The organism is Candidatus Planktophila dulcis, assembly GCF_002288225.1.
In the GTDB taxonomy this organism is placed as follows: domain Bacteria; phylum Actinomycetota; class Actinomycetes; order Nanopelagicales; family Nanopelagicaceae; genus Planktophila; species Planktophila dulcis.
The window spans coordinates 1,201,838-1,215,567 of record NZ_CP016777.1; the positions used below are offsets into that span (position 1 = coordinate 1,201,838).

General features: G+C 48.5%; 16 protein-coding genes and 4 tRNA genes. 5 read left to right on the plus strand and 15 right to left on the minus strand.

Features of this window, described 5'->3' with window-relative positions:
* Nucleotide 1: 1 nt before the first annotated feature.
* Both A1sIIA65_RS06215 and A1sIIA65_RS06220 read right to left on the minus strand, forming a co-directional pair.
* Nucleotides 2–74, minus strand: a tRNA-Lys gene (locus tag A1sIIA65_RS06215).
* 29 nt (nucleotides 75–103) lie between these two features.
* Nucleotides 104–1,069, minus strand: a complete 966-nt coding sequence (locus A1sIIA65_RS06220) for an L-threonylcarbamoyladenylate synthase (RefSeq protein WP_223298520.1) — start codon at nucleotides 1,067–1,069, stop codon at nucleotides 104–106.
* Nucleotides 1,070–1,108: 39 nt separating this feature from the next.
* Here A1sIIA65_RS06220 and A1sIIA65_RS06225 point away from each other — a divergent pair, with 39 nt between their 5' ends.
* The 5 genes from A1sIIA65_RS06225 to A1sIIA65_RS06245 all read left to right on the plus strand — a co-directional run bounded on the left by A1sIIA65_RS06225 (nucleotide 1,109) and on the right by A1sIIA65_RS06245 (nucleotide 3,391).
* Entirely contained in the window at nucleotides 1,109–2,248 is a 1,140-nt protein-coding gene (locus A1sIIA65_RS06225; RefSeq protein ID WP_095676677.1) for a glycosyltransferase, read from the plus strand.
* A 14-nt stretch (nucleotides 2,249–2,262) separates the two neighbouring features.
* Complete coding sequence (locus tag A1sIIA65_RS06230; protein WP_095676678.1) at nucleotides 2,263–2,970, plus strand: SIMPL domain-containing protein; 708 nt, start codon at nucleotides 2,263–2,265, stop codon at nucleotides 2,968–2,970.
* A gap of 89 nt (nucleotides 2,971–3,059) precedes the next feature.
* Nucleotides 3,060–3,132: transfer RNA gene (locus A1sIIA65_RS06235), tRNA-Glu, on the plus strand.
* A gap of 46 nt (nucleotides 3,133–3,178) precedes the next feature.
* A tRNA-Asp gene (locus A1sIIA65_RS06240) sits at nucleotides 3,179–3,252 on the plus strand.
* A gap of 65 nt (nucleotides 3,253–3,317) precedes the next feature.
* Nucleotides 3,318–3,391 (plus strand) — tRNA-Phe (locus A1sIIA65_RS06245).
* 23 nt (nucleotides 3,392–3,414) lie between these two features.
* Here the strand turns inward: A1sIIA65_RS06245 and A1sIIA65_RS06250 are convergent.
* From A1sIIA65_RS06250 to purS, 13 genes are all read right to left on the minus strand, one after another.
* A complete protein-coding gene (locus tag A1sIIA65_RS06250) occupies nucleotides 3,415–3,705 on the minus strand; it encodes a DUF167 domain-containing protein (protein WP_223298521.1) in 291 nt (96 codons plus the stop codon).
* A gap of 14 nt (nucleotides 3,706–3,719) precedes the next feature.
* Nucleotides 3,720–3,911, minus strand: a complete 192-nt coding sequence (locus A1sIIA65_RS06255) for a DUF5302 family protein (protein WP_095530926.1) — start codon at nucleotides 3,909–3,911, stop codon at nucleotides 3,720–3,722.
* Nucleotides 3,912–3,920: 9 nt separating this feature from the next.
* Nucleotides 3,921–4,961 (minus strand): MraY family glycosyltransferase, encoded by a 1,041-nt coding sequence (locus tag A1sIIA65_RS06260; protein WP_095676679.1) that lies wholly within the window; start codon nucleotides 4,959–4,961, stop codon nucleotides 3,921–3,923.
* Nucleotides 4,962–4,976: 15 nt separating this feature from the next.
* Nucleotides 4,977–5,174 (minus strand): BldC family transcriptional regulator, encoded by a 198-nt coding sequence (locus tag A1sIIA65_RS06265; RefSeq protein WP_095676680.1) that lies wholly within the window; start codon nucleotides 5,172–5,174, stop codon nucleotides 4,977–4,979.
* A gap of 125 nt (nucleotides 5,175–5,299) precedes the next feature.
* The gene (locus A1sIIA65_RS06270; RefSeq protein WP_095676681.1) at nucleotides 5,300–6,115 is read right to left on the minus strand and encodes a DUF8083 family protein; all 816 of its coding nucleotides are present in this window, start codon (nucleotides 6,113–6,115) and stop codon (nucleotides 5,300–5,302) included.
* Entirely contained in the window at nucleotides 6,112–6,288 is a 177-nt protein-coding gene (locus A1sIIA65_RS06275; protein WP_095676682.1) for a DUF3073 domain-containing protein, read from the minus strand. The genes A1sIIA65_RS06270 and A1sIIA65_RS06275 overlap by 4 nt, the downstream gene beginning before the upstream one ends.
* 42 nt (nucleotides 6,289–6,330) lie before the next feature.
* A complete protein-coding gene (locus A1sIIA65_RS06280; RefSeq protein ID WP_095676683.1) occupies nucleotides 6,331–7,719 on the minus strand; it encodes a hypothetical protein in 1,389 nt (462 codons plus the stop codon).
* A gap of 5 nt (nucleotides 7,720–7,724) precedes the next feature.
* Nucleotides 7,725–8,783, minus strand: coding sequence for a phosphoribosylformylglycinamidine cyclo-ligase (gene purM / locus A1sIIA65_RS06285; RefSeq protein WP_095676684.1), 1,059 nt, complete (start codon nucleotides 8,781–8,783; stop codon nucleotides 7,725–7,727).
* Nucleotides 8,783–10,270: an amidophosphoribosyltransferase gene (gene purF / locus A1sIIA65_RS06290; RefSeq protein WP_095676685.1), complete on the minus strand. Its 1,488-nt coding sequence runs from the start codon at nucleotides 10,268–10,270 to the stop codon at nucleotides 8,783–8,785. Before purF ends, purM begins: the two co-directional genes overlap by 1 nt.
* Nucleotides 10,267–10,572, minus strand: coding sequence for a sterol carrier family protein (locus tag A1sIIA65_RS06295; protein WP_223298522.1), 306 nt, complete (start codon nucleotides 10,570–10,572; stop codon nucleotides 10,267–10,269). Before A1sIIA65_RS06295 ends, purF begins: the two co-directional genes overlap by 4 nt.
* The gene (gene purL, locus A1sIIA65_RS06300; RefSeq protein WP_095676686.1) at nucleotides 10,569–12,800 is read right to left on the minus strand and encodes a phosphoribosylformylglycinamidine synthase subunit PurL; all 2,232 of its coding nucleotides are present in this window, start codon (nucleotides 12,798–12,800) and stop codon (nucleotides 10,569–10,571) included. The genes A1sIIA65_RS06295 and purL overlap by 4 nt, the downstream gene beginning before the upstream one ends.
* On the minus strand, nucleotides 12,800–13,468 hold the full coding sequence (gene purQ, locus A1sIIA65_RS06305) for a phosphoribosylformylglycinamidine synthase subunit PurQ (protein ID WP_095676687.1): 669 nt from the start codon (nucleotides 13,466–13,468) through the stop codon (nucleotides 12,800–12,802). Before purQ ends, purL begins: the two co-directional genes overlap by 1 nt.
* Before the next feature lie 5 nt (nucleotides 13,469–13,473).
* Nucleotides 13,474–13,719 (minus strand): phosphoribosylformylglycinamidine synthase subunit PurS, encoded by a 246-nt coding sequence (purS, locus tag A1sIIA65_RS06310; RefSeq protein ID WP_095676688.1) that lies wholly within the window; start codon nucleotides 13,717–13,719, stop codon nucleotides 13,474–13,476.
* Nucleotides 13,720–13,730: the final 11 nt, after the last annotated feature.

The window sequence follows — 13,730 nt, forward strand, 5'->3', positions numbered from 1 at the left end:
GTGGGCCCAGACAGGCTCGAACTGTCGACCCACGGATTAAAAGTCCGTTGCTCTACCGACTGAGCTATAGGCCCCAACTAATGAACTGGCGCAGTCTACTACCTCAACGCCCACGGCTAGCACGCAGTAATCGGTCCCGAATTGCAACGGAGATATCGTCACCGGAAGGCTGCTTCACAACTACGCGCGATAACGATTGCTCATCAGCACTTCGTAGCGCGGCATATAGCACTCTCGCAAAATCTTCATTGTTTGCAGGAGATGCCAATCGAATGACTCCATCAGGTGTTGGGATTTCAATTGAGGCGATAAAGCCATCACCTTTTTCTGGAGTGATATCAAGAACTACTTGCGCACTTGGTGAGTAATGATTTTCTAGTGAACCACTCACTCTGATTTCAGTTGCATCATAGGAAAGATCAAGTTTAGTTACTTCTTTAATCATCTCTTCCGTAATTGCACCAGGGCGAAGAATCTTTGGGCTTTGTGTTGTGCAATCGATAATGGTGGATTCAACTCCCACCTGTGATGGCCCACCATCGAGAATCAAATCATCCTGTGCTAAATATTGAGAGAGCTCATCGCTAACAGCCTTAGCTGTTGTGGGTGAAACATGGCCAAAGCGATTGGCACTCGGGGCTGCAATGCCTTTGCCACCAATCTTCTTAAACTCATTCAGGAGTGCGAGTGCAATGACATGGTTGGGAACTCGAAGCCCAACTGTTTCTTGTCCCCCAGTGATGAAATCTTGTGCAAGGGGTGAACGCTTGAGAATCAAAGTCATTGGGCCTGGCCAGAATGTGCGAGCAAGCGCGATTGCGTAATCTGGAATCTCATCAGACCACTGCGCTATATCTTGCATATCTCCCACATGAACGATGAGTGGGTGATCGGCAGGGCGTCCCTTTACTTCATAAATCCGTGCCACAGCCTCTGGGTTAGTTGCATCGGCACCAAGTCCATAGACAGTCTCAGTGGGGAAAGCGATGAGAGAGCCTGATTTCAAACTCTGTGCGGCGCGAGCCATCGCATCTGCTGTGCAGTTGGATACGAATTGCCCGCTAGTCATAAGTTCAATTATCCAGCCTTTTTGCGAGAAGATAACCACATGGCCGAGCGCATCAAAGTAATGCAGATTATCGCCCGCATGAATGTGGGTGGACCGGCCGTCATCGTGGCAGAGCTAATGCGCGGAATAGATTCCTCTCGCTTTGAGCAGATTCTTATTACTGGTTATTGCGATGAAACAGAAGCTGACTTCCTCGATGAAGTTGCCACCGATATCAAAGCAACGCGTATTGCAGGTCTTGGTCGCTCTGTCTCTCCCATTGCAGATTTCACAGCCTTCTTAGGACTCATTAAAACCATCAAGACTTTTAAGCCTGATGTGATCCATACTCACACAGCAAAAGCTGGCGTGCTCGGTCGGTTGGCATCGATCATTGCAGGACGTGGCGCTGTTCGTATTCACACCTTCCATGGCCATCTCTTGCATGGATATTTCGCAGGGTGGAAAACACAGCTTGTAGTTTTAATTGAGAAATTCTTTGCAAAGCGCACACATCACCTCATTGCAATTGGCACACAAGTTCAGCGCGAACTCATTGCCGCAGGCATAGGTACTGCAAGCCAATACAGTGTCTTCTTTCCAGGACTACCTGAGCCTCACACTGCAAGCAAGGCTGAGATTCGCAAAAACCTCGAATTAGATCCGGCCACTATCTACTGCGCATTCGTTGGTCGCCTTACACAGATTAAGCGCCCCGATCGACTCTTAGATGTTGCAGCTGCGATGGTTAAGCGCGAAGTTCCTATTCACTTTCTTATCGCTGGTGAAGGTGAACTCTTTGAAAGTTCTAAGGCGCGAGCAGCTGCAGAGCACTTGCCAGTGAAATTCTTGGGATGGCGCAAAGATATTGATGATCTGCTTGCTGCAAGTGATATTGCAATACTGACAAGTGATAACGAAGGTATCCCACTGACGTTGATTCAAGCAGCTCAAGCTGGGCTACCTATCGTGGCCCCTGCTGTGGGATCTATTTCAGATATCGTTGAAAACGATAAAACCGGTTTTCTCACCTCACCCCAACCGGGTGCGATGGCTAGTGCTTTAAGCGCACTTGCAACAGATTCAGCACTTCGAAATCGCCTTGGCTCTGCTGGAAAAGTTCGAGCACATAAGTACTTCTCACTGGAGAGAATGCTCAGAGATCACACAGAGATCTATAACCGTAGCCACAAGAAGTAAGAGATAATAGGTTTATGACAACTCGTAAACGCATCTCCCTCATTGCCCTTCTCTCCATTGCTGTGGCAGGTGTGATCTCACCTTCTGCTCATGCAGCAGCCACTCGCTACATCACAGTCTCGGCGCAAGGCACAGTCAAAGTTGTCCCAGATGCAGTGCGCATTAACGCAACTGCCACATCCGTTGCTGCAACAAGCAAAGAAGCACTCGCTGCCACTGCAAAGACTGCAACCGCCGTGCGGGCTGCGTTGAAAACAGCAAAGATTGATACGAAAGATATTGCAACTCAGAGCGTTAGCGTCTATCCAGAGTACAAATACACCAACGATGGCGGCTCTACTCTGACTGGCTACCGTGGATCACAATCCTTCACCATTACCGTGCGAGCTGCAGATACTGCTGGATCACTCGTTGATGCACTTGTTGCAGCAGGTGGAGATAACTTGCAGATCAATGGAGCAACTCCGTTTGTTCTTGATTCCACAAAGTCACTAGAAGCTGCTCGTGCTGCTGCAGTAAAGAGTGCGAAAGCAAAGGCAACATCGTATGCAAAGTTGATGGGTGTAAAGCTTGGCAAAGTGAATTACCTCGTTGAAAACTCTGCTCCAACAAATTACACACCTGTGATGGCTGTTGCTAAAGCAGAATCAGATGCAACGGTGATTGATTTAGGTCAGCAAGATGTGAGCATCTCTGTCACTGTGCAGTGGTCGCTGCTCTAAAAGAAGCCATTTTCATCCCTCTATCTAGGGGCTTTTTCACCGAGTTTGGTCGTGCACGCTTAAGAAGGTACGATTTGCGAGCCTCAAACGTCCCCATCGTCTAGGGGCCTAGGACATCGCCCTTTCACGGCGGTAACACGGGTTCGAATCCCGTTGGGGGCACGCTTCGAAAGAAGAGAAAAATGGTCGAACGCATGTAAATGTGTAAGGCCCGGTAGCGCAGTTGGTTAGCGCGCCGCCCTGTCACGGCGGAGGTCGCGGGTTCAAGTCCCGTCCGGGTCGCGAAAGAAGAGAGTGTCCACACGCTCTCTTCTTTTTTAACTACAGCAGGATCACAACTACATATTGGCTCGGTAGCTCAGTTGGTACGAGCGCGCGACTGAAAATCGTGAGGTCGACAGTTCGATCCTGTCCCGAGCCACAAGTAATAGACCGAGAAGTGATTTACAAAAGTGTGGGCTCGCCCATCAGCTCTTCAAGCTTTGCTTGGAGAGTTTTTTCATCTCCCTCTACCAAGAGCCTCTTATCGCGTCCAAGTTCACCAAAGACGATGGTGAAATCACGAGCACGCAGATTAAATGCATTCGCTAACTCTTTGATCACTGCTTGATTTGCCTTGCCATCAATTGCTGGGGCTTGAACAGCAACTACTAACCGTGGGGGCTCTCCAACACTTCCGCCAACTTTATTTCGCGAAGTATTGGGACGAACTCTAATTTCTAGAAGAAAGGGCACTACCTAAAGAAAATTTAGCCTGCAGAGCCAGAACCTGAAGGTCCTGCCTTGCGCTGAACTTGTGGAGCGCCACCGCTGCGTTGTCCGCCGCGAATCTTTGAACCACCTTCAGAATGTGTTTGAGTGCCTGGAGCGCCCTTCTTATTCTTCTTTGCTTCAAGGGCAGCAAGCATTCTTGCTTTTACATCATCATTCTTATCAGCCATGGTGTGAGTCTACCCCTCAGATGGAATTCGTAAGAAATAGACGAGCTTTGCCAGCCAGAGCGCTGCTCCAACGATAATCAATGGAACTCCATAGGTATCAGGCCAGGTATAGATAGAGATAGCGATCAAGCCATAGAAGGCTGCAAGTCCCCACAGGGTGAAAGCTGTTATTCGACGATTAAGACCTTTGCGCATCAATCGATGAGATAGGTGATCGCGTCCACCTTGGAAAGGTGAGATGCCTCGATAAAGGCGTGAAATAACGGCGACAGTGGTGTCCAAGATTGGGGTTGCCATCAGAAAGAGTGGAATCGCAAGTGACTTATAAGAAGGAACAACACCAGGGCTGAGGCGAATCGTTAATACAGAGATGATGATGCCAAGGAAGAGCGAACCCGCATCTCCCATATAGATCTTTGCAGGATGGCGGTTCCAGATGAGAAATCCTGCTGTGGCACCTGCTGTCACAATCGCAAGTGCGCTGACCAATATCTGCTGGCGGTCATAGGCAATAAAGAAGAGGAAGAAGGTAATAACGGCGACAGTTCCTGCTGCCCCTCCATCGTGATTATCAAAGAAGTTAATCGAATTACAGACTCCCACAATCCATAACACGGTGATGAAGTAATTCAGGAGATGGTTATTAAAGGCAAAGCCCATAGTGTCTGTGACAGTCAAAATGACTGCAACGATAATTCCGGTGAAGGTCTGTGCAACAAGGCGTGGCCAAGGCTCCAGGCCTTTCAGGTCATCCCAGAGACCCATCCCTGAGATTGCCATTGCCGGAACTAAGACAAAGCTTGCCAACTTAAAAGTTTGCACGGAGAAATCAACTGCAAGAAGTGAGCCATAGGATGCTGCAACGATTCCCACCGCAATAGCCACGCCACCTAAATAAGGAACGGGCTCTTTCTGTGCTTTGCGCGCAAGAGTGGGCGCATCAACTGCATCAAGGCGCAGAGCGAGTTGGCGAATCGGTGGGGTAATGAGGCCAACAAAAATCAGAGTGAGGAAACCCAGTAAGAAAAATTGCTCGATGGAATAATTCATGGTGTTACAGAAAGATTAGTTCTGTGCCTTGAAGTAATTTGTGCGAAGTTCATCAACTTCAGATTTACGATATCTGCGGTGACCACCTAATGTGCGGATGGAGGTGAGCTTTCCTGCCTTTGCCCAACGAGTTACTGTCTTGGGATCGACTCCGAATAAATCAGCGACTTCACGAGGAGTCAGCAAAACTTCTGCATCAGGCAGACGATTCATATGCTCTCCCACAAAGTTCGCTCATTGGAGTGTGGACTGAAATGTCCGTTTTGCTCCGTAATGACGGGAAGTATTCCCCACCACTACCGCTGATGGCAATACCGCAGCAGATGAATAAATGAGCGCTAGATAGCTGATTCGAAGGCCTGAACGCCGCGCCAACGGCTCACAAGACGCTCATATCCCTGTCCTGCAACTGATCCATCCCCTGCCGAGAGTCCAGACAAGCTAAATGCCACATCTTCAATAGATGAATCTTCATTAATTCCATCAAGGCCTGCTGCGCGCAGTGATGAATCGAGATAGGCAGCTAACCCACCGTAATCGAGTTCCACCAGTGATTGGGGATGAAAGAGTTCAAGCCAATCAATCATATTTTCAATCTCTTGCTCGACAGGGCCTTGCCCAAATGCACCTAACACAATTTCGTGGGATGCAAGTGAGCGCTCACGCGCCTTTGCCATCGTGGTGCGAGCAAAAGAATAAGGTCCATCATCATCTTCTCCACGCACTCGCTCATCGGGAGTGAAGATGGAGAACCAGCGTGGAGGAATAATCCAATTTTCGGTAATGATGTGGGGAACGCGATCTTCCAATAAATCAACGCCGGTGGTAATTACCTCTTCGAGTGATGGTGGAATAAAAAATGGAGTAATCGATGATGGAAGTGATTCCTTGAAATCATCCAGTGCTGCCCAGCAACGAGTTGCAGTCGACCATGGTGAGACATAACGAATGCCATTGATGTCGAGAACATGTGCTCCATCAGGGCGAACTGCTGGTGGTTCAGGAAAAACTAAACGGCGGAGTGCGAGCGCCTGCTCCTCTTTGCGTGAATCGATATTTGCATCAATATTCTGCCAACGAATTCGGTCGACAGGTTCAAATGCAGAAAGTGGTTCGTAGATACGAAGGGATGCAACGTACGGGGTTGGTCTCACGCTCGTGGGATGTAATTACCTTCAGCAAAGGGATCGTCATCATCCTGATTCTGCTGATTAGGAACATCACCGTGGAGTTCCTTGGTGAGGCGATCGAGATCCATCTCTTGAGAGTTGTACTTCAAATCGCGAGCAACCTTGGTTTGTTTTGCTTTTGCACGGCCGCGACCCATGGGCGACCTCCTTACGAATAGCTAATGTGTCAGACGCGTAGGTTATCGCGCCTGGCCACTTGACTCCAAAGCAACGGCAAATGAGCCTGTTTTGAGCCTATGGCGCAGGGCGAAGTAGCCCATGACCTGCAGGAAGACGCTCAGGGTCATCGTAGGGATGCGAAAGCGGTGGTCCCCGATCGTTCCCATGGCCACAAGCCAGGAGATCACGACAGGAATGAATGAGGCGTAGGCCAAATTGGCGTAGATGCCCTTCATAGAGCGCAGCCAGAAGAATCCCATGAAGAAGAGTGAGATACAGCCGATTACCCAGAAGAATGAAATTCCGCGCCCTACTGATTTATAGACCAAATCATTTCCAGATTGGCTGCCCTTAGCAATATTCACAATCGGATTGACCTTAAGCCATGGATTTCGTGCCATTGTTCCGTTACCCAGTGGACCTGACCACGGCGTCCAATAGAACCAAGCCTTATTGATGAAGAGACGAATTGATTTACCAGGGTGGGTGGCATACCACTTGATCACACACTTAACAACATCGTTATCAGTTGTCGCTGTTGCAGGTGGTGTTGGTTCGCATGGAATATCAGGACCAGTACGAGCATAACCACCTTGGGTTTCATCCCCTGCACCGATGCGCATCGTCACGCCAAGGTTTGTTGAGATGACAGCCTTATCAATGGATTTGATATTGCGTTGCATCATGATGGCAGGAGCAAGTGTCATCACGCCAATGACTCCAACAAGAATAAGTGCCTGTGCTTTGCGACCTTTGGTGATGAGCGCCCAGAATGCTGCAATAACGAGTGAGGTGAGAATCCAACGTGGCTGCATAAAGGATGCAAGTGCTGAGAAGAACCCAACTGAGAGCACACGCAGAACAAATTGGCGGTCATGGGCACTCTGACATGATTTCATAATCAAGCCAACGACCATCAACATACAAGCTGCAATAGGGCTTTCATATCCAACTGCAAGCGAGCTCAGTGAAAGCGTTGGATTAAATGCAAGAGCCAATCCAATAAGGAACATATATGGCTGCAAACGAGTGCCACGCAGCTGCTTCACAAAGTAATAGCTGGCATAGGCATAGAAAATAGTTTGGGTAAATGCAATGAGGTAAATAACGTGGGCCAATGAAATCTTTGTAAGAATCCAGATAAGAATTGGATAACCGGCAGGCCAGTAGGACAAGATGCTCTTATCGCTGAAATAACCTTGCTGAAGTAGGCCATCGACGCCACTTAAGTAATTCTCACCATCTGCGCCAAGCCATCCACCTAGCACTCCGCCATCGGTGCCTTTGATATTGGCCATGATGATCAGTTTGATGAAGAAGGCAAAGACAGGAATGCCAATCAGGTAGAAGTTAATCTTCTTCGCAGATGTTGCCTGCTTCTTCTGTGCGAGCTTGGACTTACTTGCCATGAAATTTACCCCTTGTAGTCAGATACCAAGTATGAACGAGCGGCGTCCTTATCTCCAGAAGGCTCAACGACACCAGCAACCCAAGCTGACATTCCACGAGCTGCAAGAGAGCGAAGGACTAGATCTGCAACAGATGGGTCCACCACTGCCGACATTCCAATACCGCAATTCCAGGTGCGCTCCATATCTTCTTGTGGCACTGAAGCAACTTCTGCCAAGAATTTAGTGGCTTGTGGAAGTGCCCATGTGGATCGGTCGTACTTTGCTGTGAGCCCTGCTGGAATAACGCGAGCGGTGTTATCTGCAAGTCCCCCACCGGTGATGTGGCTGAAAGTGCGTAACTTTTCACCTTGCGCCTTTATCAGCGCTAAACAATCAAGTGAGTAAATCTCTGTTGGAGTAAGAAGGATTTCACCGAGTGATTGTGAAAACCCTTCGTAGGTCTTTGCGAGATCAAGTTTCTGTGAGGCAAGGATGTGGCGAATGAGCGAGTATCCATTTGCATGGAATCCACTTGCTGGCATTGCGATGATCAGATCGCCCGCTTTCACGCGATGTGCTCCAAGCTGCTTATCAGCATCGACTGCACCAGTTGCTGCCCCTGCAATATCAAATTCATCTTCATCTAGTAAACCTGGATGCTCTGCAGTTTCTCCACCGACGAGTGCGGTTCCTGCCTTGACGCATCCACGTGCAATTCCAGCAACGATATCTGCAATGCGCTCAGGGATAACTTTTCCAACCGCGATGTAATCAGTCATAAAGAGTGGTTCTGCCCCACATACCACAAGGTCATCGACAACCATCGCAACAAGATCTTCACCGATGGTGTCGTACTTGCCCATCGCTCGTGCAATCTCTGTCTTAGTTCCCACTCCATCAGTTGATGTTGCAAGCAGCGGTTGCTTCATCTCCTTCAGTGCTGATGCATCAAAGAGCCCTGCAAATCCACCGATGCCACCCATGACTTCAGGTCGGGATGCGCGAGCAATCGATGCCTTCATCAGCTCTACTGCGCGATCTCCTGCATCAATATCAACGCCAGAATCTTTATATGTTGCCATTACTTATGAACCTTATCGGTGTGAATATCGGTAACTTCAAGGCGCATCTTGCCTTCAGACATATCTGTAGGAATAGCGATGGGATAAACACCTGAGAAGCATGCGCGACAGAGTTTAGATTCTTCAACATTTGTCGCTTCAATCAAACCTTCTTCAGAGACATAGGCCAATGAATCGGCGCCGATGGAGCGGCGAATCTCTTCCACCTCTAGACCGCTTGCAATAAGTTCTGCGCGAGTTGCAAAGTCGATTCCATAGAAACATGGCCACTTCACAGGAGGAGATGAAATACGAACGTGAATCTCAAGTGCTCCTGCCTCACGCAACATACGAACTAGCGCGCGCTGTGTATTGCCGCGGACGATCGAGTCATCAACAACGATGATGCGCTTGCCCTCAATGATCTCGCGAAGTGGATTGAGCTTTAAGCGAATACCAAGCTGGCGAATTGTCTGTGATGGTTGAATGAAGGTGCGCCCCACATAGGAATTCTTCACAAGGCCCAACCCATACGGAATTCCTGATTGCTTTGCATAACCAATAGCTGCAGGAGTTCCAGATTCAGGAACAGGAATAACAAGATCTGCATCAACAGGTGCTTCAATCGCTAAACGCTGACCAATACGACCGCGCACAGCGTGAATGCTCTGTCCTGCAATCGTTGTATCGGGGCGAGCGAGATAGACATATTCAAAGATGCATCCCTTTGGCTCCGGCTTTGCCCACATCTCAGATCGAATTCCATCTTCATTAATTGCTAGAAATTCACCAGGTTCGACTTCACGCACAAATGCAGCACCGACGATGTCGAGCGCCGCAGATTCAGATGCAACTACCCATCCTCGTTCAAGCTTTCCGATTACAAGCGGGCGCACACCATGGCGATCACGCGCTGCATACAAAGTGTGTTCATCCATAAAGACGAGTGAGAAGGCACCCTCTAGTTTTGGCAGAACTGCCATTGCACTTGCTTCAACATTTTTCTCATCCTGCAGACCAATGAGCGCTGTCATGATTTCAGTATCTGTTGTTGCACCGCGATCATTTTTTGGCACATCTACTTCAAGTTTCTGGACTAACTCAGCAAGATCTCCGGTGTTAGTGAGATTCCCATTATGGGCAAGAGCGAGAGTTCCATATTTTGTGGGGCGAAGAGTTGGTTGTGCATTGACCCATGTGCTGGATCCCGTTGTGCTGTAGCGACAGTGACCGATTGCAAGATTGCCGACAAGGGATGCTAGATCTGTTTCGGTAAATACTTGAGAGACAAGGCCCATATCTTTATAGACCAAGATGCGTTCGCCATCAGATGTTGCGATACCTGCTGATTCTTGGCCGCGGTGTTGCAGTGCATAAAGACCATAGAAGGTTAACTTTGCGACTTCTTCACCCGGTGCCCACACACCAAAGACTCCACATGCATCTTGTGGACCTTTATCGTCTTCAAGAACATTGTGATTTAACAATCCATCGGGGCGACGGCTCATGGGGTCATCCTAAGCGGTAGTAGTTCGGTTAAATCAGCGCGCACACCTGATGCAACTATGAGGCCTTCTGCCATTGCATCCGCCCAGCTTTTCTCACCACGAGCTAGTGCTAGCCAAGTCTGCGCATCCATCTCAATCACATTAGGAGGAGTTCCACGGGTATGCGTTGGTCCTTCTCCGCATTGCACGGCAGCATAAGGAGGAATACGGACTTCAATGGCGCGACCAGGTGAGCGCTGCGTCAGCAGAGCAAGAGTCTGCTTCACTTCTGCAAGTACTTCAGGATCGCGCATTGACATCATCCAAAGAGTTTCGGGAACGTTTCGGAATGAGCTTTACGAAGTTCAACAAGTGAAATTTTCGCATCGTTAATTACGAGTGAATCTCCCCCTGTTGTTCCAATCTTTGTGAGTGCAATCTTCTGTGATGCAGCCTCACTCGTAAGAGCTGCGGTTTGCGCAGGATCGATTGCCACGACAACGCGTCCTGGAGTTTCACTCAAGAGAGAAAGTCCAACGTTGTCGAGTTGCACAGTTGCACCAATGTTGTGACGCAAGACCATTTCAGTCAGAGTTGCTGATAATCCACCCTGGCTCAAATCGTGAGCTGCTGTGAAAATCTTCTTCGTGCGACCTGCGACCAATAAATCAATCAGACGCATTTCACGTTGAAGATCTGCAACCGGTGCAATTCCGCCACGTTGGTTATGCATATATGCCCATTCACTACCTGCAAGGTCATTCTCTGTTTCACCTAGGAGATAGAGATCAAGACCTGCGCGATCAAATGACATCGGTGTGCGAGTGCGAACATCATCGATGACACCAAGAACACCAATGACTGGTGTTGGAAGGATTGCAACCGCACCTGTCTGGTTATAGAAGGAGACGTTGCCACCTGTAACAGGTAGGCCCATCTCTAGACACCCATCAGCAAGGCCACGCACTGTCTCTGCGAACTGCCACATAACCCCTGGATCTTCAGGAGAACCAAAGTTCAGACAGTTAGTAACTGCCAACGGCTTTGCACCAGCTGTTGCAATGTTTCGAGCAGCCTCAGCTAACGCCAACTTCGCACCTTCATAAGGATTCAGGTATGACCAGTTCGCATTGGCATCGGTTGCAATTGCAACGCCCAGATGTGTCTTTTCATCAATACGAACCATTCCAGAATCATCAGGCTGTGATTGAATCGAATTACCTTGAACATATCGATCGTATTGATCTGTCACCCATGACTTATCTGCAAGGTTGGGAGTTGCTGCAAGCTTCAGAACTGTTGCTTTGATTTCATCAGCAGTAGATGGAAGCGGAATATTGATTACTTCTTTTGCAACTGCATCGATATATGCAGGCTGTGCAAGTGGTCGGTTATAGACCGGACCATCGTGGGCCACAGTGCGAGGTGGAACATCAACAATGAGTTCACCATTCCATGTAATTTCAAGGTGATTGCCATCAGTGACTTCACCAATCACAGTGACGGTGACATCCCACTTCTCACAGATTTCAAGAAAGCGTGCAATCTTGCTTGGTTCAACAATTGCGCACATACGCTCTTGTGATTCAGACATCAAGATCTCTTCTGGTGAAAGTGATGGATCTCGTAGCGGAACCTTGTCCAACTGCACCTTCATGCCACCTGAACCACCTGATGCAAGCTCTGATGTTGCACAAGAAAGTCCAGCACCGCCAAGATCTTGAATACCAACAACGAGATCTTCAGCAAAGATTTCAAGTGAGCATTCAATCAAAACCTTCTCTACAAATGGATCGCCAACCTGAACTGCTGGACGCTTTGCAGGTCCCTTAGATTCAAATGTCTCTGATGCAAGTACAGATACGCCACCGATTCCATCGCCACCGGTCTTTGCACCGTAGAGAACAACGAGGTTTCCAGCACCAGCTGCCTTTGCAAGCTTGATATCGCTATGTTTCATAACGCCAATACAGAGCGCATTTACAAGGGGATTTCCGAGATAAGTCTGATCAAAGACAACTTCGCCACCAATATTTGGCAAGCCAAGACAGTTTCCATAACCACCAACGCCAGCAACGATGCCTGGCAATACGCGACGTGTATCTGGCGCATCTGCAGGTCCAAAGCGAAGTGGATCCATCACTGCAATCGGACGTGCACCCATTGTCAAAATGTCACGAACAATTCCACCAACACCCGTTGCAGCACCTTGATATGGCTCGATAAATGATGGGTGGTTGTGCGATTCAATCTTGAAAGTTACGGCATATCCCTGACCGACATCGACAACACCAGCATTTTCACCAATACCAACAAGGAGTGCATCAGTCTTTACTGCCTTATCCCCAAATTGCTTGAGGTGAACTTTGGATGATTTGTATGAACAGTGCTCAGACCACATCACTGAATACATTGCGAGCTCTGATGAAGTTGGACGACGACCAAGGATTTCCTTGATACGTGCATATTCATCCGGCTTCAAACCAAGTTCTGCAAAGGGTTGTGATGCATCTGGATTTGCTTGCGCTGTTGCAACGGTGTCAAGTGACATTACTTCACCATCGCTTTTAGGACAGATGTGAAGAATCCAAGACCATCAGCAGATGGACCAGTGAGTGAATCGATTGCATGCTCTGGGTGTGGCATCAAGCCAACAATGTTTCCGCGCTCATTGGTAATTCCCGCAATCAAATTGCGTGAGCCATTGGGATTCTCTCCCACATATCGAGCAATGATGCGACCTTCACCCTCTAACATCGCAAGGGTTTCGTCATCGCACATATATGCGCCTTCACCATTTTTTAGTGGAATGACAATCTCTTGACCTTGAGAAAACGAAGAAGTCCACGCTGTATTGGTATTTTCAATACTGATCTTCTGATCACGACATAGGAAGTGAAGTTCATGATTACGAGTAAGGGCACCTGGAATCAAGTGAGCTTCTGCAAGGACCTGAAAGCCGTTACAGATGCCTAGTAGAGGCATGCCACCCTGGGCAGCCTTAATGATGGGCTCCATCACTGGAGAAAAGCGTGAGATAGCACCACAACGAAGATAGTCACCGTAGGAGAAGCCACCAGGGAGGATGACTGCATCTACACCGTGAAGATCTGCATCGTTATGCCAGAGAGCTACTGATTCACCACCGGCATGGCGAACTGCGCGAGCAGCATCTCGATCATCGAGAGTGCCTGGAAAAGTTACAACACCAATTTTCATACTTACTACTTCTCCACTCGCACTGTGAAGTTTTCAATGACTGGGTTTGAAAGAAGCTTCTCGGCAGCCTTTTCAACATCGGCTAATTGTGCAGGAGTTGGATCGCCATCAACCTCAATCTCAAATCGCTTTCCTTGGCGAACATCCTTAGCAAAGGTGAATCCAAGTCGAGGAAGCGCTGCAGCAACTGCCTTTCCTTGTGGGTCGAGAATTTCGGGCTTTAACATCACATCAACCACGATCTTTGCCATTTCTTATCTCC

Coding starts and splice junctions, on each gene's coding strand:
- A1sIIA65_RS06220 (WP_223298520.1), bottom strand. CDS start 1,069: ATGACTAGCGGGCAATTCGTATCCAACTGCACAGCAGATGCGATGGCT.
- A1sIIA65_RS06225 (WP_095676677.1), top strand. CDS start 1,109: ATGGCCGAGCGCATCAAAGTAATGCAGATTATCGCCCGCATGAATGTG.
- A1sIIA65_RS06230 (WP_095676678.1), top strand. CDS start 2,263: ATGACAACTCGTAAACGCATCTCCCTCATTGCCCTTCTCTCCATTGCT.
- A1sIIA65_RS06255 (WP_095530926.1), bottom strand. CDS start 3,911: ATGGCTGATAAGAATGATGATGTAAAAGCAAGAATGCTTGCTGCCCTT.
- A1sIIA65_RS06260 (WP_095676679.1), bottom strand. CDS start 4,961: ATGAATTATTCCATCGAGCAATTTTTCTTACTGGGTTTCCTCACTCTG.
- A1sIIA65_RS06265 (WP_095676680.1), bottom strand. CDS start 5,174: ATGAATCGTCTGCCTGATGCAGAAGTTTTGCTGACTCCTCGTGAAGTC.
- A1sIIA65_RS06275 (WP_095676682.1), bottom strand. CDS start 6,288: ATGGGTCGCGGCCGTGCAAAAGCAAAACAAACCAAGGTTGCTCGCGAT.
- A1sIIA65_RS06280 (WP_095676683.1), bottom strand. CDS start 7,719: ATGGCAAGTAAGTCCAAGCTCGCACAGAAGAAGCAGGCAACATCTGCG.
- purM (WP_095676684.1), bottom strand. CDS start 8,783: ATGGCAACATATAAAGATTCTGGCGTTGATATTGATGCAGGAGATCGC.
- purF (WP_095676685.1), bottom strand. CDS start 10,270: ATGAGCCGTCGCCCCGATGGATTGTTAAATCACAATGTTCTTGAAGAC.
- A1sIIA65_RS06295 (WP_223298522.1), bottom strand. CDS start 10,572: ATGATGTCAATGCGCGATCCTGAAGTACTTGCAGAAGTGAAGCAGACT.
- purL (WP_095676686.1), bottom strand. CDS start 12,800: ATGTCACTTGACACCGTTGCAACAGCGCAAGCAAATCCAGATGCATCA.
- purQ (WP_095676687.1), bottom strand. CDS start 13,468: ATGAAAATTGGTGTTGTAACTTTTCCAGGCACTCTCGATGATCGAGAT.
- purS (WP_095676688.1), bottom strand. CDS start 13,719: ATGGCAAAGATCGTGGTTGATGTGATGTTAAAGCCCGAAATTCTCGAC.